This is a genomic window from Nitrospira sp. ND1 (assembly GCF_900170025.1).
In the GTDB taxonomy this organism is placed as follows: domain Bacteria; phylum Nitrospirota; class Nitrospiria; order Nitrospirales; family Nitrospiraceae; genus Nitrospira_A.
Genome location: NZ_FWEX01000006.1, coordinates 2,642,338 through 2,663,027 on the forward strand (window position 1 = coordinate 2,642,338; position 20,690 = coordinate 2,663,027).

The 20,690-nt window shown below is 57.1% G+C and carries 16 protein-coding genes, 2 tRNA genes and 1 pseudogene; 7 read left to right on the plus strand and 12 right to left on the minus strand.

Annotated features, from left to right (window positions below; translation table 11 throughout):
• Positions 1 to 34 precede the first annotated feature (34 nt).
• On the plus strand, positions 35 to 412 hold the full coding sequence (locus tag NSND_RS17415; RefSeq protein ID WP_013250056.1) for a PilZ domain-containing protein: 378 nt from the start codon (positions 35 to 37) through the stop codon (positions 410 to 412).
• Here NSND_RS17415 and NSND_RS17420 read toward each other — a convergent pair.
• Both NSND_RS17420 and NSND_RS17425 read right to left on the minus strand, forming a co-directional pair.
• The gene (locus tag NSND_RS17420; RefSeq protein WP_080880198.1) at positions 409 to 2,250 is read right to left on the minus strand and encodes an ABC-F family ATP-binding cassette domain-containing protein; all 1,842 of its coding nucleotides are present in this window, start codon (positions 2,248 to 2,250) and stop codon (positions 409 to 411) included. The genes NSND_RS17415 and NSND_RS17420 overlap by 4 nt on opposite strands.
• Before the next feature lie 158 nt (positions 2,251 to 2,408).
• A tRNA-Ala gene (locus NSND_RS17425) sits at positions 2,409 to 2,484 on the minus strand.
• A gap of 359 nt (positions 2,485 to 2,843) precedes the next feature.
• On the opposite strand from NSND_RS17425, the gene NSND_RS17430 reads away from it, so the two are divergent.
• The gene (locus NSND_RS17430) at positions 2,844 to 4,166 is read left to right on the plus strand and encodes an adenylosuccinate synthase (protein WP_080880199.1); all 1,323 of its coding nucleotides are present in this window, start codon (positions 2,844 to 2,846) and stop codon (positions 4,164 to 4,166) included.
• Positions 4,167 to 4,281: 115 nt separating this feature from the next.
• Positions 4,282 to 4,357: transfer RNA gene (locus NSND_RS17435), tRNA-Lys, on the plus strand.
• A gap of 191 nt (positions 4,358 to 4,548) precedes the next feature.
• On the opposite strand, the pseudogene NSND_RS22215 reads toward NSND_RS17435, so the two are convergent.
• Both NSND_RS22215 and NSND_RS17445 read right to left on the minus strand, forming a co-directional pair.
• Positions 4,549 to 5,529 (minus strand): annotated as a pseudogene (locus NSND_RS22215) (tyrosine-type recombinase/integrase); the annotation flags it as partial.
• Positions 5,526 to 5,807: a helix-turn-helix transcriptional regulator gene (locus NSND_RS17445; protein ID WP_080880200.1), complete on the minus strand. Its 282-nt coding sequence runs from the start codon at positions 5,805 to 5,807 to the stop codon at positions 5,526 to 5,528. The pseudogene NSND_RS22215 and the gene NSND_RS17445, both read right to left, overlap by 4 nt.
• Positions 5,808 to 6,030: 223 nt before the next feature.
• On the opposite strand from NSND_RS17445, the gene NSND_RS17450 reads away from it, so the two are divergent.
• Positions 6,031 to 6,534, plus strand: a complete 504-nt coding sequence (locus NSND_RS17450; protein WP_080880201.1) for a JAB domain-containing protein — start codon at positions 6,031 to 6,033, stop codon at positions 6,532 to 6,534.
• On the opposite strand, the gene NSND_RS21865 is transcribed toward NSND_RS17450, so the two are convergent.
• The 8 genes from NSND_RS21865 to NSND_RS21365 all read right to left on the minus strand — a co-directional run bounded on the left by NSND_RS21865 (position 6,531) and on the right by NSND_RS21365 (position 11,588).
• Entirely contained in the window at positions 6,531 to 6,659 is a 129-nt protein-coding gene (locus tag NSND_RS21865) for a hypothetical protein (RefSeq protein WP_255373892.1), read from the minus strand. The two genes, NSND_RS17450 and NSND_RS21865, sit on opposite strands and share 4 nt — an antisense overlap.
• Positions 6,660 to 6,743: 84 nt before the next feature.
• Positions 6,744 to 6,956 carry a hypothetical protein gene (locus tag NSND_RS17455; RefSeq protein WP_080877055.1) on the minus strand — a complete coding sequence of 71 codons (213 nt, stop codon included), beginning with the start codon at positions 6,954 to 6,956 and terminating at the stop codon, positions 6,744 to 6,746.
• A 160-nt stretch (positions 6,957 to 7,116) separates the two neighbouring features.
• The gene (locus NSND_RS17460; protein ID WP_080880202.1) at positions 7,117 to 8,124 is read right to left on the minus strand and encodes a zonular occludens toxin domain-containing protein; all 1,008 of its coding nucleotides are present in this window, start codon (positions 8,122 to 8,124) and stop codon (positions 7,117 to 7,119) included.
• A gap of 79 nt (positions 8,125 to 8,203) precedes the next feature.
• Positions 8,204 to 8,479: a DUF2523 family protein gene (locus NSND_RS17465; protein WP_080880203.1), complete on the minus strand. Its 276-nt coding sequence runs from the start codon at positions 8,477 to 8,479 to the stop codon at positions 8,204 to 8,206.
• Entirely contained in the window at positions 8,476 to 9,732 is a 1,257-nt protein-coding gene (locus tag NSND_RS17470) for a hypothetical protein (RefSeq protein WP_080880204.1), read from the minus strand. Before NSND_RS17470 ends, NSND_RS17465 begins: the two co-directional genes overlap by 4 nt.
• Positions 9,733 to 9,823: 91 nt before the next feature.
• Positions 9,824 to 10,087 carry a hypothetical protein gene (locus NSND_RS17475; RefSeq protein ID WP_080880205.1) on the minus strand — a complete coding sequence of 88 codons (264 nt, stop codon included), beginning with the start codon at positions 10,085 to 10,087 and terminating at the stop codon, positions 9,824 to 9,826.
• A gap of 200 nt (positions 10,088 to 10,287) precedes the next feature.
• Complete coding sequence (locus NSND_RS17480; protein WP_080880206.1) at positions 10,288 to 11,280, minus strand: replication initiation factor domain-containing protein; 993 nt, start codon at positions 11,278 to 11,280, stop codon at positions 10,288 to 10,290.
• Positions 11,277 to 11,588, minus strand: a complete 312-nt coding sequence (locus NSND_RS21365) for a helix-turn-helix domain-containing protein (protein ID WP_080880207.1) — start codon at positions 11,586 to 11,588, stop codon at positions 11,277 to 11,279. The genes NSND_RS17480 and NSND_RS21365 overlap by 4 nt, the downstream gene beginning before the upstream one ends.
• 1,793 nt (positions 11,589 to 13,381) lie before the next feature.
• Between NSND_RS21365 and NSND_RS17495 the strand changes: the two genes are divergently transcribed.
• The 3 genes from NSND_RS17495 to NSND_RS17505 are packed head-to-tail and all read left to right on the plus strand — an operon-like array spanning position 13,382 to position 20,451.
• The gene (locus NSND_RS17495; RefSeq protein ID WP_159450857.1) at positions 13,382 to 14,368 is read left to right on the plus strand and encodes a DUF4056 domain-containing protein; all 987 of its coding nucleotides are present in this window, start codon (positions 13,382 to 13,384) and stop codon (positions 14,366 to 14,368) included.
• Positions 14,369 to 14,371: 3 nt separating this feature from the next.
• Positions 14,372 to 17,734 (plus strand): DUF6603 domain-containing protein, encoded by a 3,363-nt coding sequence (locus tag NSND_RS17500; protein ID WP_080880210.1) that lies wholly within the window; start codon positions 14,372 to 14,374, stop codon positions 17,732 to 17,734.
• Positions 17,731 to 20,451 (plus strand): hypothetical protein, encoded by a 2,721-nt coding sequence (locus NSND_RS17505; RefSeq protein WP_080880211.1) that lies wholly within the window; start codon positions 17,731 to 17,733, stop codon positions 20,449 to 20,451. The genes NSND_RS17500 and NSND_RS17505 overlap by 4 nt, the downstream gene beginning before the upstream one ends.
• Positions 20,452 to 20,690 lie beyond the last annotated feature (239 nt).

Genomic DNA, 20,690 nt, shown 5'->3' on the forward strand with positions numbered 1-20,690 from the left:
TGGACAGACGGTTATACTTAGGGCCGAGGTCATCATGGCACGTCAATCCAGTTCAGCGGAGAGTGTGAGCGAGCGCCGGAAGTATGTCCGGGCCACGCTCGTCGGGTCGGCCCTGGTGTCGCCGCAAAGCGGAGCCAAGGGTTTTACGGCGGTGCTGAATAACGTGAATAAAATCGGCGCCGGCCTTCATTCCAAAGAGACCCTGCCCATCGGCGCAAAGATTACCGTGTCGCTGGCCTTCCTGGATCCGGATCGCGTGGAGCAACAGGAGAAACTAAACGCCACCGTGGCTTGGGCCAAACCGTGGGAGAAGGGAATATTGCTGGGGGTGGTGTGGGATGATCTGGTGACGAAAGAGAAGAACCGCTGGTTGTACTACTATCTTGAAGAGACGCTGAAGTCGACCGATTAACCGATTGCCGTCAGTTTTTCCCGCACGCCCTGCAATTCATCGGACAACGATTCCCAACGCGCAGTGAGTCGCTCCAGTTCTTTTTTCCAACCTTCCTGCTCTCGCTGCAATTCGCTCCATCGGCCAAGTTCCTGATAGAGGGCCGGGTCGGCCAGCTCAAGCTCTCGCGCTTTCACTTTGGTTTCCATCGAGGCGATCTCGGACTCCGCCCGCGACACCTGCTTTTCAAGGCGCGCCTGCGTTTTGTTCAGATCCCGTCGTTCCCCGCCCTGAGATTTTTGTTGCACCTGCGAGGCCATGGCCTTGGTGGGGCCGTCTGATTTGCCCGCTTGGGCGGCGGCGAGCTCCGCGCTGCTTTCCTTGATCGATTCGAACTCCTGCGCCTTCTTCCACAAAAAGTACTCATAGTCGCCGAGATAATTCTTCGCCTGGCCTTCATCCACTTCAACGATCAGCGTGGCGACGCGCGTCAGAAACGTCGGATCGTGGGAAATGAAGATGATCGTTCCCGGAAAGTCCGTCAGAGCGTCGGTCAGCATGTCCACCGAGGCCGGGTCCAGGTGGTTGGTCGGTTCGTCGAGCAGCAACGTGTTTGCCGGCTCCACCAGCATGCGGGCCAAGGCCACGCGATTGCGCTCGCCGCCGCTGAGGGCTTTGATCGGCTTTTTCTGGTCGTCACCGGAAAACAGGAAGGCACCGGCAATACCGCGGAGAAAGTTCGTTTCGGCCTGCGCAGAGACCTCGGCCAGCGACTCCAGAATCGTGTCGTCCGGGTCCAATGACTCCGCCTGATGTTGGGCAAAATAGTGAAGCGTGACTCCGTGCCCGACCTGGCGCGTGCCCTTTTCGAACGGCAGCACCCCGGCCAATATTTTCAACAGTGTGCTTTTCCCGGCGCCATTCTCACCCACCAGCGCGATCCGCTGCCCTCGTTCCACGGTGAAATCCAGCGACCGGTAAATCACCTTTTCGCCGTAGCTCTTCGCGACGCCTTTAAGTTCCAGCACGTGCCGACCGCTGGCCGAGGGAAGGGGGAATTTGAAGCGCACGCGTTTGGTGTCGCGTTGCCGCTCGATTAACTTGACCTTATCCAACTGCTTGATGCGCGACTGCACCTGCTTGGCTTTGTTGGCCTGATAGCGAAAACGATCGATGAAGTTCTGGACGCGAGCCACTTCTTTGCTCTGCCGGTTGGCGGCCGATTCGATCTGGGCGTCCCGCGCCGCCCGGAGTTCCTGGAACTTCGTATAGTTGCCGCGGAATTCCTGAATGGTGCGATCGCGGAGTTCCCAGATATGCGTGGCGATGCCGTCGAGGAATTTGGTGTCGTGCGAGATGACGAGGAGCGTGAGATTCGAGTCGAGGAGAAATCGCTCGAACCACCGCTGGGTCGGCTTGTCCAAGTGGTTCGTCGGCTCGTCCAGCATGAGCACGTCGGGGTTCGACAGCAGCAAGTGCGCGAGCGCGACGCGCATGCGGTATCCGCCGGAAAGATTCTCAATCGGTCGCGAAAAATCGGCTTCCGAGAAGCCCAGGCCGGCGAGAATCCGTTCGGCTTCATGTTCTGGATACAGGTCGCGGTGTGTGGCATCCAGGACGGTTTTTCCGACAATGGTTTCGAGTTCCTGCGGAAGGTAGCCGACACGGAGGCGCGGGCGTTTGCGGATGGTGCCTTTATCGGGAGACTCCTCGCCCAGAATCATCCGGAAGAGCGTCGTTTTTCCAGCGCCGTTCGGGCCCACGAGGCCGACACGGGCACCGGGACGCAGGTGTGCCGTGGCACCTTCGAGCAGCACTTTGGTAGCAAATTGTTTATGGACAGATTCAAGCTGCAGCATGGATCAGTAAGACTCGGTGTAAGGGGTGAAACGTTCGGTGAGGTACCCGCGGCGGAGTGTCAGCGTCCGTGTGTGCACCGGCGGCCGGCCAAGCGTATGACTCGTAGAGTTCGGATATCCCCGCACACATTCGAAGCGTTGGTCGGACAAGCTTTATTTGGTGGAGCTGGCCGGGATTGAACCGGCGACCTCGTGAATGCCATTCACGCGCGCTCCCAACTGCGCCACAGCCCCACGCAAGCTTGTCTGTACATGTGCACAGGCACGAGAAAAAGAATCAACGTGCAGACGTAACTCTGCAATCTAGCATGGGCGGTTTTTGTCAGTCAAGAAAAGCATTGGAGTGAGGCCCTGGCCTGTCCTCATTTTTTTGCTCGTGCGCCGGGCGGCTGCAAAAACTCCGTTGGGATGGGGGCACGAAAAGGAGGGCGAGCACCTCGTTTCTGCCGACGGATAGCAGATCCTCGCTGAAAAGCTTGCTTGACAAACCGCGAGGCGAATCCTACCATGATGCCCTTCCGGCTCTGATCAGTACGAGGTCAGGGCTTTTTTTTCGAGTTCAGCAAGGGCAGAAGGAGCGTAGGCAGCGAACAATGGCGAATCTCGTCATCATCGGCTCCCAATGGGGCGACGAAGGCAAAGGGAAGATAGTCGATATCCTCGCGAAGGATGCCGATATGGTCGTGCGGTATCAGGGTGGGTCCAATGCCGGCCATACGGTCATCAATAAGCGGGATACGTTCATTTTCCATCTCATCCCCTCCGGCATTCTGTATCGCGGCACCCGCTGCCTGATCGGCAACGGCGTCGTGGTCGATCCCGGGGCGTTGATTGAAGAAATGGATCATCTGCAGGGGCAGGGCGTGAAGATCGGGAAGAATTTTGCGGTCAGCGACCGGGCCCATCTGATCCTGCCTTACCATAAGGCCATCGATAAGGCGTCTGAACAGTCGAAGGGCGTTCGTCGGATCGGCACCACGGGGCGCGGGATCGGGCCGTCGTATGGCGACAAGATGGCGCGGATCGGCATTCGCATGGGCGATTTGCTCAATCCCCCGCTCTTCAAACAGAAGCTGGAAGAAAATCTGGTCGATATCAATTGGCTGCTCGAGCAGCTGCACAAAGTCGACTGTTTCGAATTGGAAAAGGTCTACCAGCAGTACATGGGGTATGCCGATCGTTTGAAAAGCTACATCATCGATACGGCCCTCGTCGTGAATAAAGCCGTCGATGCCGGCAAGACCGTGCTGTTCGAGGGTGCGCAGGGCACGCACTTAGACGTCGATTTCGGCACCTATCCCTATGTGACCTCCTCGAGTTCATCGGCCGGCGGCGCCTGTACCGGCACCGGAGTGGGGCCGACGAAAATCGACTCCGTGATGGGCATCACCAAGGCCTATACCACGCGAGTCGGCAGTGGACCGTTCCCGACTGAATTGACCGACGAAGTGGGTGGCTGGTTGCAGGAGCGTGGGAAAGAATTCGGCGCGACCACCGGGCGGGCTCGCCGCTGCGGGTGGTTCGACAGTGTGGTGGTCCGTCATGCCACGCGAGTGAACGGGCTCTCGTCGTTAGCCGTGACGAAGTTGGACGTGCTGGACGGCTGCAAAGAACTGAAAGTCTGTACGGGGTATCGCGTGAACGGCAAAATCCACCGTGAGATGCCGTCCGATCTGCTGGCGTTGACCAATTGTGAGCCGGTGTATGAGCGGGTGCGTGGCTGGAGTGCTCCGACCACCGGTGTCACGACCTACAAGAATTTGCCTGCGGAAGCGAAGCGGTACCTCACCAGGATCGAGGAACTCGCTGAGTGCCGGATCGATATGATTTCGACCGGTTCACGCCGGGATGAAACCATCATTCTGAACAATCCGCTCAAGGCCGGTCGCCGTGTGCGTCCGCAACGGTCACGGTAGGGGCCGGATTGTCCGTGGAACGCAGCCCCAGCCGTAGCGAACCATCACGTGTCGGTGGTATGATCCCCCTCCGTCCCGCGCCACGCGTGACGATGTGCCGTCGTTGTGTTTGGGAGAGTCGGTAGCTCAGCTGGTAGAGCATCGCCCTTTTAAGGCGAGGGTCCTGGGTTCGAATCCCAGCCGACTCACCATTCAAATCAATGACTTCTGCAGTTATCCCCACTGCCGCCTTAGTCTCATAGGACAATCCATAGGACAACGGATAGGCTTTTTCGAGTCCTTCCACGGCGGATCTCAGCTTTTGATCCCACTCCGGACCCCCATGAGAATAGTTCGCCGTCATGCCGGGCATGCGATGACCCAGGAGCGCCTGCCGGACTTCGTAATCCACACCGATACGTTGCAGTCTCGTCGCAAACGTATGCCGCAGGTCGTGAAAGTGGAGGTCGTGAATCCCGACCCGGCGACAGGTTTCACTCCAATATTCCTTGAATGCTCGCTGATGAGTCCAACGGCGGAATACGCGACCATCGGCAAGAGAAGGAACCTCAGCGCCTAAGGCAAGCATCGCGGTGCGGTTCAACGGCACTTCTTGCGGAGTTCCTTTGATACGACTCGCAGCCGGCGGCAGACACAGCCAATACCCATCCTCACGCTTCTTCACCCACGAACGTTCGATCTCCAGAATTTTCCCTTCTCGCAGGCCGACCGAGACCGCCACCTGAATAATGCGCCAGAGCTCCTGCCGGCATTCAAGCTTGGTGGGGTCGTTTTCCCGCATCTTGCTGATGAGTGAGAGCTCTCCTGGCTCTGCGATTCTGGTTCGCTTCTCCGCGTCCGGTAGTTCGACATGTTTCAACGGGTTTCTGTCCAATTTCTCGTAGCGCACGGCCACATTGAGAATCCGATTGAGGACCTGCCATTCACGGCGGACGGTGCCGGCCGTCGCCCCTTCGTCCAGCCGGGCCTTCACATATCGGAGCCCATCCTCCGGTTTGAGCGAAGCAAGTGGCTGGTGTCCAAAACGATGACTGCAGGATAAGTCGTTTCTGACGCAGGATTGGCAGGACAAGATGTGATTCTCCAGAATTCCTTTTGGTCGCGTGCGATCGATGCGCTTTTTTACTTCGAAGGCCTGCCAATACAGCGGCAGGACATCGCGAAGGGTCATGAGCGAACGCGGTTTCTCATGTTCTTCGTTTTGAATCTTGTGAATCAGGTCGATGGCACACTGTTGTGCTTGATGGGGCGAGAGGTCGTAGCCGAGTAGGGGACGATACCGTTGCCCCTTCCAACGGAAATAAAGGTCAAAGGCAATCCCTTTGGTCGTGCGTCGCTTGGTAATCGTATACGCCATGGTCATCCCCGATACTTTGGGTTCCGATGGTAAACAGTGGTATGAGCCGTGTCTAGTGGGAAAACCAGCTCGCTAGAATCCGCCGACTGTGCTTCCCCATCACCACTTTTCAACCAGGCGATCAGCTCGTCTTTGAGAAATCTGACTTCTCGCGATCCCGGCATGCGATGCCTCGGAATATCCTTCCGCTGATACAGAGTGGATTTTGACACGCGCAAATAGACTGCCGCTTCGGCCAGGGTCATGATTTCCAGCGTCGCGCTGGCTTGCCGTTCCTGATTCATTCTTTTCCCGCTCTCACTGAAACGCCTCTGCCCTGTCCGGCTTGGGTCGAAGAGTGAGCCCCCAGTGGGTACGACTCGGGGCCGGGGAGCACCGGGACAGTCCTTCCGTGTATCCCCCCTCCAGGCCTGCCCGCTGCGAGAGCCCCGTGCCGCCTCCTTCGTTACGCCCCACCCTTGGTTGGTGAAGGGTGGGGCTAGAACATAATTTCAGAAGGAGGCGGACATGTCCGTTGATAGCTCTCTCGGTTCCTCGAACGGTGGACGGCCACTGAGCCCGGTTCGGAAATACGCGGTCCCTCGGTACCGTGTCACGCTGGTCCGCGAGGGCCGTGCCCTTCCAGCTACGGAATCGGTCCATACGTCGGAGGGTGCAGCGGCGATTCTCCGGCCGTTGTTTGCGGGTCTGGACCGGGAACAGTTCCTCATCTGTGGGCTGGACGCCAAGCACAAGCTCATCGGAATCAATATTGTGTCCACTGGCTCTCTTAACTTGACCATTGTCCATCCCCGTGAAGTCTTCAAGCCGCTGATCCTCATGAATGCCGGCGCCTGGATTTGTGCCCACAATCACCCCTCCAGTGACATCACGCCGAGTCCCGAAGACCGCATCCTGACCAAGCGGCTCCGCGAGGTCGGTGAACTGTTCGGCATCACCCTCCTCGATCATCTGATTCTGGCCGAAGAGCGCTACTACAGCTTCGCTGACCAAGGCTGGCCCGGCGCTTAGCGGAGCAGCCGCAACACCCAGGCCGCGCCGGCGGCCACCAGGGCGAGTCCAATCGCCGCCGTCCCCCAGGCGACCAGATCGACAGCCAGCGCATTGCCAATGGTTTGAATCTGTTGCGCCGTCATGTGGGAACTCCTTTGTCATTTCCTTAACGTCCTTGATTGCGAAAAAAGAGGCAGGCTGCTGCCAGCCTGCCTCCATGGGCTCGCTCAGCCCACAATCGCGCGCACGCGCTTAAAGGCGTAGATCGCCAACGCCACGCCAATCAAGGCCGTGGCCCATAACAGCAGATCGGCCCGCACCGTGGCCACATCCGCCGAGACCGGAAACAACTGCGCCTGCGACAGCGCCGGGACACCCAAGGCGAACACGAACGCCATGAGCAGCCCTCCAAGCCCTTTCACCCAACCCCATCCCTTCATACGGCACCTCCTTGTGCTGATGGTGGGTCCGTCCACCCACGCCGCCGGATGACTCGCCGGCGGACGAGCGCCTCAGTGAGTCTGAGGCAGAATCAACTTAATGATGAGGCCGACCGCAAAGCCGCCGAGCCAGAAGATCGCTGTGAAGTAGGTCATCGTCTCAATCGCCGGCAGGTCCATAGAACACTCCTTCGCCAATCAGCCGCATCGAACCGTCTTCATAGACTTCTGAGACGGACAACCCATATCGGCCGGTAATCTGCGCCGCCGTCAGGATCTCGCCGCTGTCCAGCAGGTAATGCCAACCTTGGCGGTTCTGAGTCATGCCCGCGCCTCCGAGGATGCGAACAGGTCGCTTCGGTACAGGCGGAGGAGTTGGCGCTGAAGGAGACATGCCTAATGGGTTCATCAGACTGGCCGAACCGGAGACTGGGGCGCCGATGGTGGTGGTAGGGATAGCAGTTGATCCAGCGGCAGGGGTTGGCTTGCTCGCGCTCAGCGAGGACCAGGGCCGCCAGACCATAAGACCAATGGCAAAGAGTCCCGCCGCAATGCCAATCGCCACCCGTGCCGACTTGAAGACGGTATGGCTCCGTTTTTCTTCCCGGATTGCCGCCGAGGCATAACTGGAATAGTAGGCGTAGACCGCCGGCGAATAGGTGCCGACGAAGGCCCGAATGACCTCATTATCTTCGGGGTTTCCGCGCACCTTGCCTTGATACTTTTTCGACAGGCCCACAAATGCCAGCTTTCTGAACTTCACCGTGGCTTCGATCAATCGGGTGACGCCTTGCGACATCTGGCGGAAATCCTGGCTCATGAGCAGAATATCCACGCCGTAATGCCGATGGGTTTCGAGCCAACGCAGCAGACCGGGTTCCACTTTCTGCATGGACCGGAAGACGGTCTGGGCTTCGTCGATAATCACGGCTGAGCCTGGTTCGACATGGGGAAAGGCCTGGAGGACTTCGACCGAGTCTTTCCACAGCGTGATCTGTTGTTCGAGGGTTCCAAGCTCGATCCCGGTAAAGAGGGATAACCGATCTAGATAAATCCCATCGACCGCGATATAGAGTCGTCGGCCTTGTTTCACCCACGGCAAGAACTTCTCGCAGATCGCGTGATAGGACTTGCCCGAGCCTGGTACCCCTTCATACAGTTCAATCATCGAAGACTCCGGAGATACACCCAGACCCAGAGGGCTAAAATCATCGTCCAGGCATAGGCCCAGCCCATCACGAGTTGGTTCATGATCCCCACCGCACAAATGGAATCGTTTGCAGGATGAACCGCGTGCCCATGGCGCTCGCCACAATGGCCAGCGCCTGACTCATGCCCGTCGCGCCCAGCACCCACGCGTATTGATCGGGAATCACCGGCAGGGTGAGGCCCGCCGTGCCAATGGTGGCGAGCGTGCTGTCTGCCACGGAGAGCACAGAATCCCAGATGCCGAGTCCCCAATCCGTGAGCGAGAAGAAGAACTCCTGTAGCCAGCAATAGATGAGGGTGAGAATGGCCGTCATGTCGTCTGGCCTCCTCCCACAAAGATGATGCGGTACGCGGCAATGGAGGCTGTGGCGATCACCAGCGTTCGGAGCACGGTGAAGAACCAGGCCCATTGATTGAAGTCCACCTGCTGGCTGCCAAAGAACGCCGAGGGCAAGGCAATCACTGGCAACGTCGAAGGCCACGTGAGCGATTTGAGGAGGTTCAGTGTCCCCAGCAAGCCACTCGTGGCCCAGATGGTTTGATGCGCTTGCAGGACCGTGCCGAAGGTGCGGCTCTCGTGCGATCCCACGGCACACGACGTGGTCGCTTGAGTCTCTTCGTGCTGCGTCGTTGAACCGTCGGGATTTTGCGTCGTGGTCGTCGTCTGCTGTTGCGTGTTTTGCTGCGGGGTACTCACCGGAGGCGGGACCGTGTCCACCACGACGATATCGCCGGCAGGCACTGGCTTCGGCTTGACGGTTGTTGGCATTTCGGTTGGTGTCACCGCCTGGGAAATGGTGGTGTCAGCCGGTTGCGTCGTGCCATTCGTGCCAACAGGATTCGTATGAGCTTCGACAGACTTCGGATCGCTGGCCGGGAGCCCACCGACAAAATTGGCCACCTGTTGTTGGGTCGGCGGAATCAACGCATCTTGAATCGGTGAAATTGAACCGGGAATCCCCATGCGATGGCAGACATACAGGCTGTAGCCGCCGACCGAAGGGCCATTTACAAAGAAATTGCCGGTGAAGAAGACGGCCGTGCTCAGGCTCTGGAACGGCCCGACGACCCAATCATGCAAATACTCGCTATCGACCGCACAGAGCGGCACATTGGTCGCGCTGAATTGAATGGTCGCATTGGGATAGGCCGGATTGCCTGGTGTATTGGTGCCAAAACCGGGGAATGTCTGGACGCCCGCATTGGTGCTGGCGACTTGCCACCCGCCCGGCGTGGATGCGGCGGTTTTCACACCTGAAAGATCGCTCTGTGAGTAATACATCTGAGCCAGGACCAAACCGGCGCTCACTCCGAGCGCAGCCCATCCCACCGGACCTGCCACCATGCGCACGGCCATCGATGCAGCCGAAGGTGCCAGAGCGGCTGTGGCGACTTGGGAGGCTAGCGCCGACCGTTGAGCCGCCAGATAGGCAATGCGTTCGGCCTGCGCCACCACCCGCGAATACTGCGTCGTGGTCTGGCCTAACGATTCGCCCGGCGCGACACAGAGTGAGACGAGAAGGGCCCAGACAAACCCGAGATACGTCATGAGAGACAGGACTTTCACAACCGTCCGACTCCAAGGCCGGCGAGGAAGGCCAGCAACAGGACCGCCACGAGAATAATGGTGAGATCCACTGGCCTTCCTCCTCCTGCCGTTACTTCAGGACTTCCAATCCAGACAAATCGAAGAACACACGACCGGTCTGTTCGAACTTCCGCACTTCGATCGATGCGCGGGCCTGTTTCCCTTCGGCCTGCTTGCAGACCTCGATCAACGGCATCTGATCCTCCGGAATCCCCAAGCGCAGCACCCCCGGATCCTTGCCCTTCACATAAAAATCCACCGATCTGTAGACCTTCCCTTCCCGGCTCCTCCGCTCCACATAGCCCTGCACGGACCCATCGGCTTTGACTTGCATCGTCGAGACCTCCTGAATAGTGAGTGAATTTCGAGTCAGCCAAGCGCCTGACCCACACGCCCCGGCCTTCGGACCGGGCTTTTGGCTTCAAACAGAATTCCGAATCGCATGCCGTACAGCTCAGATACAGAGCGCCCTGTAGCCACTTGCACCGACAGCCTCTGGTGCCACATCCTGGACACATGCGTCGCCACGACCCGTTATGAAACTCTAAGGACATAGGGGGTCCCTCGCTTGCGTTGCTTCAGCAGGGCATAGTGCTTCTGTGTCCATCGTTTGGTACCCGCATAGATCATCTCCATGAGGAACTGATCGCCACGACAGGCGACGACCACCGCGAGCATGGGACTGATGGCGTTCGCCAACCAGGCCGCCACGTCATCCAATCGCTGCTGAATCCGTTCGACGACGAGTCGGCATCGCATGAAGCCTTCGGTGAGGGCTTTCCACCATCCCACCAACGGGGCCCGATACTTCTCATAGGATTCCGCCTCTCGTGTCGTCTCGCGAAAATCGACATAGGAACGCAGCACGCCAACCAGAAACGCCCGCCAATCTTCCGGATCGAGGGTGAGGAGTGCTTTCGCACAGGCTTGGGCCCGATCCTGTTTGAATTCCAGCTCCCATCGGACGCCGTATAAGGCCGCGTCTTCCCGTCCTTTGGATTGAAGTTCCAGCCGTTTGTCATAGACCCGCAGCATGGTTTGACTCTCTCGACTCCCGAAGTAGAGTGTCTCGCCGGTTCGAACGCCCTCCCGATGATTCGACGCTTGGATGACTTTGAACTGCTTGGATCGACTCACTACCTGTCCGGCCTCCACGGCGAGGCGGACGGTCTCCACTGCGACAGACGCCTCCCGGTCGTCCAGCGCCACATCGATGCGCGTGACATGGCCTTTCTGCGCGAAGATCCAGGCCAATACCGTCTTCAACTTGGTTTCATCCCACTGGGAGACAATCCCGGCAGACAAATCGACATGCACTTCCTTCGGATTGCGAGGAGCACCCGTCCCCAGTTTCCCGACTCCCGTTTTGCCTTCCGTCATCAGCTGAGCCACGGGATAGCCGCGAAAGCCGCTCTCACTCTGAAACCAGTCGCCCCCAATCATCGCAATCACGTCGGCGACTTCTGCCTTGGGCAGCGTGAAGGCGAGCCAATCGATGGTCTGCGTGAACCCTCCGGAACCGTTCATTTCTTCCCCCTTGGCTTCTGTGCGATAGACGCCCCCGTCTTACCCAGTCGGGGGCCGGTCCGCTGCGCGCGCCGCCGGCTGGCGCCGCCGGTCGCGCTGCGCTGTCCTTGTCTTCTCTTGGAAGCAACAAGCGACGGGCCATGCCCATTTGCCTGCATGGCCTCTTTCACTCGTTCCAGGTCGAATCGTACAAACCGGCAGAACCGCTCCACGGGAATCTCGCCCTTGCGGTAGGCTCGGCGGATCGACTTCACGCTCACTTTGAGGACGGCAGCTAATTCAACCGCGGTTAACCAGGACCTTTTCATGGATCTCCTCTCATATTGTCCGCGCTGCGCATGGTGCCGACCATACCGATACGTTCGTCGGTGATGAAAGAACCCTGTAGGGGTCATGAGGGGACAGGAGGGGTCAGTAAGGGACAGCAGTTTCAGGCAGGTTTGCTATCTGTTCCGAATTATCTTGCGAACTGCCAAGTGCGGGTAGAGTTCTGTCAGATTCAACGCCCTGCAACGCGACACTCATTACATCCGCTCCAGACGCAGTGATTTGAAGACATTCGGTATTTTCGTCGAGCACAGTCGAAAGGAAATCAGATATGAACCGTCATGCTCTCCAGCCACCACTCCAAGCTGCTCGACAGCCTATTCCTTTGAAAAACGTCGATAGGGCCAAAAAACATTGGCTAGGGCCGGATGGCCCTAGCAGGCATTTCCTCCGTCGGCAAGCCTGATGTCGGGGCAACGAAGGCGGTCAGGCCTAGTGCAAAGAAGATGCGAGAAGGAGAGCGTATCGAATGTACCCGAACTGATATCAAGGAAACCGGCGGAAGGGTTGTCTCCAGGATGCGGAGCAAAAAATGGCCGGGATGGTCAAAAAACGATACTGCAGGGCCAGCGGTAAGGCGTGGCGGATAGCTTTAGATGAAAAAGGCGTTGTGTAATTACGGCCAAGCAGACAAGGCGGATAGCCTGGGGGCACGGAAGAAGGTGCCGATTCCAGTTGAGTCAAGCTGAGTATTCGCAGCAACCACCGATTAATGCTGCAAACCTCATTATCTGAATGCATCGTGAACCTAGCACCTTCTCCTGTATTGCGCACTGGGAGTGATAGGGCCGAGGGTGGGAATCCTCCATGAGTATGCTACGTATCGTAACTAATAAACCCTTTGTTAATTTCTGAAACTTTTCGTCCAGTTCGTCGGAATACGCCAACCCCCTCGCGGTCTCCTGCAGGTTTGTGTTGCCTTCGATCGTGATGAGCCGGTCGTCACGAAAGTCCTCGACCCAACCCATATGGCCGTTTCCTCCACCAGTTCTCGTGAAAAAGATGAGCCCAGGCTTCAGCAATGAGAAATCTTCGCACACTTCATTTGGCAGCAGACGTGTGATGCCGACTCTGCCCGCTTTATTCCAATAATCTAAAATGCCGCTGAAGGCGAGGGCGTTCTTTTTCGAGGAAGGCCTGTCTCACGGCGGCATGTTGTGTGTCCCGCATACGAAGAGCGAGAGTGGTGTATCTGCATAACTTTATATACCACGTCGCTGCAACGTTCCAGATTGAAAATATGTATTCCATCTTGATGTCTGATTTGAGCGAAAAAGGGAATAGAAGTATTCAACAATGCTCCCGCATAATGAATGCATCCGCAGCCGTGGACTACTCAAAGAATGCAAGTCCAATAAATACGTGTAATTGCTTGGACTCGCATAGGTGAAATGGCCGCAAAGTCATTTCTCGCAACTTTGCACTTGACTGAAAATTACTTCTAGGGCATCGTCGGCGCACCAGTAACCCTAGATCAACATACAATGATGAACTCTCTGCAAGATATTGAGGTGATTGTGACCTATCTCGCTGCAGGATGACTTGGGCCAGAACAGATGTAGGTCCTCGGGAAGACGAGATTCGAGAAACGGCTGCATATTCCCAACGGATTGCCCATTGGCGATGTCGCTAACGAGGCGACCAAATTCTGGCTGGACAAAATGAATGTGACTGACCAGCTGTCATGCGGTTGCTACTTCCCAAGGCTCAACCGCAACGACAACGTATCGAATGCCAGAACTGGCCACTTCTACTGCGTTGCAAGGAAGCCCGCATGGACAAGTCGCCCGTAATCATACCGGCTGCCCGGCCTGAGGCCCCGGCCTTCCGTTTCTGCTGCCTGCTTGCCGAGCCAATTTTCACAAAAGACTCACCAAAAGAGCACTCTCCCTCTGGCGGAAATAAAAAAGAAGTTTCGGGCATTATCTACACCTGTAATGGAGGCTTCATTGATATCGCGCACATGCGAGACGTGTGCGATCTTACTCGCTACTACCACCATCAGCTCAAACGCAAAGCCGGGAAGAAAGATGAGACTTTCTCTAGTGTGCACCACTACAAAATTCTAGGCCACAACGGCAAGATCGTGAAGGACATCCCGCGGGATAAATTGCTGCACGTGGCGGCTCGTCTTGCTTATCTCGAGTCCGTGTGCCATGAAATTGTGACGTATTGGTACATCGACCCGGATGTGCCGGGGGGTCATAACTCGGCGTTCTCGCCGGAGGACTTAGTTTCGAATCATCTTGGTGCTAATCTCGGCATACGTGCGATAGAAGCCTTGGAGAAGGGTACATTTTACATGTACGAAGACGCGGTAACATCTGAGTTGACACGTCTGCTCAGTGATCTGGGGGATGAGGGCGCCACAGCAACCAGAACGAAACTGGCTTTAGGCCTCGTTCAAACGGTCCCCTGGTATATCCCATCGGTGCCGACAACGGAGATGAAACTACTTCGGCGGAATTTCGGACAGAACGGAGACTTCAACATCGTCAACCCGTGGATCGTGCCAGGCGTCACCGGATGTACAGGGTCGACGTGGCCAGTGGCGATTTCTAAGACCTGGGACCTCACCCTCGACACGTACTTCACGATTACCTACAAACCTGACCTGGTATGGTATGTGCCCGCGTCACCCGTCGCAAAAAAAATGCTTGGCGGAGAAGTCCCGCACACCAGTTTCACCGGGCATATCGCAACACTTCGGAAGCATGCAGAGCAACGCTACGGTTCCTCATACGATTCTCCTGAGCCATAGCCTATGGCCATCGACCTGCTGATAAGTTTTGCCGAAGAACTTCGCCGTCTCGTCCGGCCTGTCGAGCGGGCACTTGAGAGCGAAGCGGCATTCACTGCACTACTGGCGAAGCAGGGATACGTCGTCGAGCCAGCAGCACTGCAGATCGTGGTCATACGGGAGGCGTTTAATATCTCAGATGACGTGATTGCCATAACCGAGGACGCGATCGCGATTGCAACTGCTGAAAACATACCTCCACCTGAGGTTATCACCAACCTCATCGATACGCTCACTTCTCTCATCGGAAAACTCCGCGACCTCCGGAATGTTCCCTCACCCGCAGGTGTCACTGCCGCCGCTTGGCAGGCGCTCGCTGAACAATTACTGCACGCGCTTATCGGTGAGTACCTTGAATCGTCCTACCCAACTCTTTACTCCGCTCTGCTTGTCGTTGGTGTTGTGGACGAAGAGGATATTCCGGCTGGCGGAGAGACTGGAAGAATTGACTACACTCGTCGAACCATGAAGTGGGAACGATTGCCACGGGTCTTTTCTGATACACGCGCACTCTTCGACGAGTTGTATGCTTGGAACTCTCCGACAGCATTCCGCTACGATAGAGCGACGCGTGTGCTCGCGAGGGCATTAAAGCTCTTTGGCCTAGACACGGCGGTGGCGCAGCCAGATGCCATTCTCCTCAATAGCTTTTTCTCGTTAATGAACCCATTCAGGCCGCTCGTTCGGGAACTTCGTATCACGTTGGTTGATGCAGTTGACAATGCGAGCAATACGTTGAAGGTCGTGCTGGGGCTATTACCAATCCCTGATAGCGATCCAGGCGCATCACCTAGTGCGCTTTTCCTTGACCTCGTACCCACCGCCACTGCCACGCTTCCCGCCTTCGTTCCACCACCGTTCAATGTAGAGTTCACTGGCGATCTACTGACAGAAGGCCTGCAATTCAGGATTTCGTCAAGTGGCGTCTCCATTCCGACTTTATCGGGAAGGTCGTTGGATCTGGGCTCTGGAATTAAGCTCATTACGGCGCCGCCGTCGATGCTACTGGTTGGTTCTCCTTATTCATCGCGACTCGAGATCGTCGCGTGGAGTGCTGCGTTACGGCTGAAAGGATCGCGAGTCGATCCAGAAGTCGAGATTGAGCTTGGTTGGGAGCAAGCTAGACTCGTCATCGACGAAGGTGATGGAGACGGTTTTCTTCAGAAGATACTACCTATTAAGACAGGAGTAATCGAATTCGGCGTTTCAGTCATCTGGTCCTCAAAGCGTGGAATTCAGCTTGGTGGCACGGGCATGCAGACCAGCGTCCCTATCAACAAGACATTCGGCCCACTTGAGATCCGCACGGTCACAGTCGGCATCCTGACTGCAGCGTCGGCACTGACGGTGAGCGCAGGCGCGACCATCGGACTCAGGATAGGTCCGTTAGCTGTGTCTATTGATCGAATAGGCCTTGCCATCAGGACTATGCCAGTTGCAGCCGGTGACCCTCCTGGAGTTCTCGGTGATCAGGATTTCACTTTTGGTTTCAAGCCACCCACTGGCATCGCTATCAAAATCGAGGCTGGTCCGGTGAGGGGCGGTGGGTTCCTCTCACTTGAACCGGAAATCGGCCAGTATGCAGGGGCGCTACAGCTTTCAGTAAAGGAGATCAATCTGTCGGCCATTGGGGTAATCAACACGATGCTGCCGGACGGACGGCAAGGCTACAGCTTCTTGATCATCATTGCGGCTGAGTTTCCCTCGATTCCGCTTTCATTCGGGTTCGCGCTGAACGGTGTAGGGGGCTTGATCGGCATCCACCGGCGCATGGAGACTCAGGCACTAAGTGACAAGGTGTCTCAAGGAACGTTGGCCTCGATCCTATTCCCAAAAGATCCAGTCGGCCGCATGCAGGCTGTCATCGCAGATCTAAGCACCATATTCCCGATCCAAGAAGGACGCTTCGTCTTCGGCCCCATGGTGAAGCTGACGTGGGGCCCCAGCGCGCTGTTGACCTTGGAATTGGCGGTCATTCTGGACCTTCCGTCACCGCTGCGGCTCGCGATTCTGGGACGGATGCGCCTCGTTTTGCCCACGGAGAAAGAGGCTTTGGCCGATATCCGCTTGGATGTGGCCGGGATTCTGGATTTCGACCGACAGGTAGCCACGGTTAGCGCCTCCCTGGTGAATTCGCGCTTGGCCGGTTTCGTCATCACAGGCGACATGGCGATGATTCTGTCATGGGGAGCCACCAAGTCGTTTGCTCTCTCAATGGGCGGTTTCTTCCCAGGATTTCCAACACCGGTTGGCATGCCTCCGCGATTGCGTCGGCTGGGCATTGCCATGTCTTCTGGCGACAACCCGCGCCTCCGGCTTGAGTCTTACTTTGCCGTAACCTCCAACACGGTTCAGTTTGGAGCGGCGGTCGACCTATATGCAGCCGCTGGAGCGTTCGCGGTGACGGGCCTGGCATCGTTCGATGCATTGATCCAATTCGAGCCGTTCCACTTCATCGCGCAGCTGCGTGCTAGATTGGATATTCAATACCAGGGAGCCGTCATCTTTTCTGGCGAGCTACAGGCCAGTCTTGCCGGGCCCAAGCCGTGGCATGCGGCTGGCTTCGTCGAGTTCCAGGTGATCGTGAAGTTCCGTGTCGGCTTCGAGCTGACAGTGGGCGAAGCAGAAAACTTGCCGCCACAGATGGTGAACCTGGAAGAATTGTTGGTTGCGGAATTAGCGCGGACCGAATCATGGGCCACTGTGCCAGCCGCTCAAGGGGGAGCCATTGCGACCCTGCGAGATTCTGCACCGGAGGAAGGCATCCTTCTTCATCCGCTGGGCGGCGTGACATTACTCCAACGCCTCGTGCCATTCGACAAGACGTTGACCCGATTCGGTTCAGCCCAGCCCGACTCCGGGCCGGTGAGCTTCGGTTTGACGTCGTTAAGCGTCAACGGCTTTGGCGCGCAGCCGGCTCCGGTCTATGTCGATTTTGCGCCAGGCCAGTTCGACGATCTGTCCCAAGATGAACAGATCAGCCGATCGGCGTTCGAATCGATGCAGGCCGGTGGCACGGCGACATTCACGGCGTTTCGCATAGCGCCCGATGCTGGGCGGGCGGATATCTCCGAGGGCTATGCAGAGGACATCATACTGGACTTCCCGAACGAGTCCGGACGTGATACGGGCTTAAAGTCGAGCATGCCTGGCATCCGCGTCGATCCTGAACGGTATGTGATCGCGAACGGCGATACCCTAAAGGACACACATCTCGTGCAGGCCACAAGTGCTGCCCAGGCCCACGATGTGCTTAAGGCGATCCATGGTTTGCGTGCAAGCGATCATGTGGTTATCGCGGTAAGCGAAATTGAGGTGGCCGCATGACCCAGAAGCTACTGTCCTTCTTGCGTGATGGCCTAGCCGCCACCACTGATCAGCAGCCTGGGGCAGCCGCTCAGCTACGACCTGCGCTTTCGATCACGACTGCACTTACATCGAATGGCATGGCCACTCGCCAAGTACAGTCGCCACCATTCCATGTGCTCGGCCCCGGCGACGTGATTTCCTTGAATCCAGAGCGGATCATTGTTCGTTCGCCGACACCTGACTCATTGTTAGCAGCAGAGAATGAGTTCGCCTGGATTGACTTCGATCGCGCGGACTTTCCCTGGCTGTTTACACCATTCGGTCCAGTCGGGCCATCTGACGAGCCTGCCAACCCTGACAAGAAAACACGACTCACGCCGTGGTTGTGCCTGATCGTTCTCGCCGAGCAAGACGGGATCAGCCTTGAGCCGGCGATCCCGAACTGGCAACTTACCTTGAGTGAGCCGTTCAATCTCACTGCAAACTTGCCAGATCTTAAACAGTCGCACACGTGGGCACATGCCCAGGTGCCGACGCCGTCGAGGGAAGAAGAAATCGAATCGAACTTCCGTCGCGATCCCCAATCGACGCGCTCACGGCTTATCTGCCCGCGAAAGCTGCGGGAGAGGACACGCTATCTCGCCTGTGTCGTCCCTGTGTTCAAGGCCGGTGTGCTGACGGGACTGGGTAAATCGCTCAACAAGGATGGGGATATAAGTCTCAGCGATGACAAATATTGGGCATGGACAGAGAAAACATCACTCCCGTTCATCCTCCCGGTCTATGTACACTGGCGTTTTACCACCGGAGAGGCCGGCGGTTTCGAGGATCTCGTGCGACGGCTAAAGAGTCAAACCGACGTGAGTGAACTGGGTCGCCGCCCATTGGATGCCTCCCGGCCTGGGGATGGCATTCCAGAACCTACCTCTGACCCTAAACCGGTAATCCTACAACAAGACGGCTGTCTGGTACCTGACGGACAAAAACTCGACAAGGTCAACGAGGGGCTCAGCGAAGCCATTGCCGCAAAGCTTAATCAGCCTGGCGTATTGTGTCCGCCGAGTTATGGCCGTTGGCATGCGGCGTCTCCCGTGGGTTCGGCAGCCCGCCCTCGCAACTGGCTTGAGGACCTCAATCTGAATGCGACGCGCCGGGTGGCTGCCGCACTAGGCACTGCGGTGGTCCAACGCCATCAGGAAGAATTCATGGCTGCGGCATGGGATCAAGCCGGTGAGATTCTGCGCGCTAATCAGGAATTGCGATTGAGTGAGCTCGCACGGGCGGCCAGTGTTAGTCTCCATACACATCGATTGCATCCGCTGGCGACCGGCAGCGGTGGCTTGGCCCTGCTGGCCTTCGCGGCTCCCGCGCTATCTCGCATCACCTTTGAGCCGCCCAAGACATTTCGTGGGCTACTGAAGGACAGTTGCCTCTCGCTGCTAGCGCTCTCGGGTGCGTTTCAGAAGCTGCTGCGGCCGAACGGGCCTATCCAGCGCAAGATCGCCAGACGCCGAGTCAAGGACCAACTAATCCCTAGAGATGAAATGATTCAACTCAGTGAAGGGATGCAGCTCGGCCCCATCTTCTCGATAGGCGAAATTTATCGAATCTTGGCTGCCGATGGCCTGCCAGATCAACCGCCACATCCACCCTCGGGGGCCCGAATAGCTCAAGCGTCGAGACTGATGCTTCGACCACGGTTGCCACTCTCAAATACGCGCGTGACCAGAGTGCCAGATCGTTTGCCCCAACTTCGCCCACTGCATTCACGAGATCCACTTGACACTCTCCTCAACGACCTTTTAGATCTGGACCGTCGCAATGCCCGCCTACCATGTATACCCTTGCCCGATGCCCTCGCGCAAAAATTGTTTGTGGCTCTTGATCCCAAGGTGACCATCCCCAACCGAGTGCGCCGTCGTCTTTCCATACCGAAGACGGAGAGCTTCAATGCCGTGAGCAAAGGGTTGGAACCGATCATGGTGGCCCCCCGCCTACCAATTGCCACCTCAAAGTTCTTGTTACAGATCGGTCAAGACTGGTTGCTCCCTGGCATTGGGCACCTGGATCCTGAGAGTCTCAGTTTTTTCAATCCCAACCGATCATTCATCGAAGCGTTCCTCGTTGGCATTAATCACGAAATGGGCCGCGAGCTGCTCTGGCGTGGCTTTCCGACGGACCAACGAGGCACGGTATTTGATAGTTTTTGGCAGGTTGATGATCGAATCATTCCGGCAATGCATCCAATGCATCAATGGAAGGGTGCTCTAGGAAGCCATCTAGCTTCCCAGCGTATCGATCTGACGGTGGTTTTAATGCGAGGCGAGATCGTGCGTCGCTTTCCGGCAGCCACGGTCTTTTTGCAGGAGGCGAAGTTAAGTGGAGGTCTACCGTCACCTGATCCCGATGTCGCCGCTATCATGCCTTCGTTTAGTCAGCTTATCGATCAGGATATGCGCCTGCTCGGATTCCCGCGAAACGCTGCAGCCCTGCGTGGCGATGGTCATGACCCCGTACACCCGCATGGATATTTCTTAGCGTTCCAAGAGGAACCCAAGGCGCTACGGTTTGGCCCACCTCCAAATCTGCCATTGAACAGTTTGCTTAGCTATGCCGCCAACAGCTATTTGCAGGTGCAAGGAGACTCTGTTGCCCTTGCGACGGCGAGCCATCTCCGTCCCGTGCGGCTCTACTTCCATGCATCCAAGTTTCTGGCGTCGCCGCCACCACCATAAAGATAAACCATGCCAACCCGCGCGGAACGCATACAAGATAGAGAAGCAGTAGCGACAGTGCGAGCTCAGTTAGCTGCGCTTCGTCTCAAAATGCCGGCCCTCCGCACCAGACTAGCCGCAACTCCCAAGGATACCCAACTAGTATCGCAGGTAAATCAGTTGGCGCAGGATATTGCGGCAGAGGAATCGAAACTTCGTGCATTGCGCGGGCACATAGTCGATGACGGAGCTCATGGCTC

Coding starts and splice junctions, on each gene's coding strand:
- NSND_RS17415 (WP_013250056.1), top strand. CDS start 35: ATGGCACGTCAATCCAGTTCAGCGGAGAGTGTGAGCGAGCGCCGGAAG.
- NSND_RS17420 (WP_080880198.1), bottom strand. CDS start 2,250: ATGCTGCAGCTTGAATCTGTCCATAAACAATTTGCTACCAAAGTGCTG.
- NSND_RS17430 (WP_080880199.1), top strand. CDS start 2,844: ATGGCGAATCTCGTCATCATCGGCTCCCAATGGGGCGACGAAGGCAAA.
- NSND_RS17445 (WP_080880200.1), bottom strand. CDS start 5,807: ATGAATCAGGAACGGCAAGCCAGCGCGACGCTGGAAATCATGACCCTG.
- NSND_RS17450 (WP_080880201.1), top strand. CDS start 6,031: ATGTCCGTTGATAGCTCTCTCGGTTCCTCGAACGGTGGACGGCCACTG.
- NSND_RS21865 (WP_255373892.1), bottom strand. CDS start 6,659: ATGACGGCGCAACAGATTCAAACCATTGGCAATGCGCTGGCTGTCGAT.
- NSND_RS17455 (WP_080877055.1), bottom strand. CDS start 6,956: ATGAAGGGATGGGGTTGGGTGAAAGGGCTTGGAGGGCTGCTCATGGCG.
- NSND_RS17460 (WP_080880202.1), bottom strand. CDS start 8,124: ATGATTGAACTGTATGAAGGGGTACCAGGCTCGGGCAAGTCCTATCAC.
- NSND_RS17465 (WP_080880203.1), bottom strand. CDS start 8,479: ATGACGGCCATTCTCACCCTCATCTATTGCTGGCTACAGGAGTTCTTC.
- NSND_RS17475 (WP_080880205.1), bottom strand. CDS start 10,087: ATGCAAGTCAAAGCCGATGGGTCCGTGCAGGGCTATGTGGAGCGGAGG.
- NSND_RS17480 (WP_080880206.1), bottom strand. CDS start 11,280: ATGAACGGTTCCGGAGGGTTCACGCAGACCATCGATTGGCTCGCCTTC.
- NSND_RS21365 (WP_080880207.1), bottom strand. CDS start 11,588: ATGAAAAGGTCCTGGTTAACCGCGGTTGAATTAGCTGCCGTCCTCAAA.
- NSND_RS17495 (WP_159450857.1), top strand. CDS start 13,382: ATGGACAAGTCGCCCGTAATCATACCGGCTGCCCGGCCTGAGGCCCCG.
- NSND_RS17500 (WP_080880210.1), top strand. CDS start 14,372: ATGGCCATCGACCTGCTGATAAGTTTTGCCGAAGAACTTCGCCGTCTC.
- NSND_RS17505 (WP_080880211.1), top strand. CDS start 17,731: ATGACCCAGAAGCTACTGTCCTTCTTGCGTGATGGCCTAGCCGCCACC.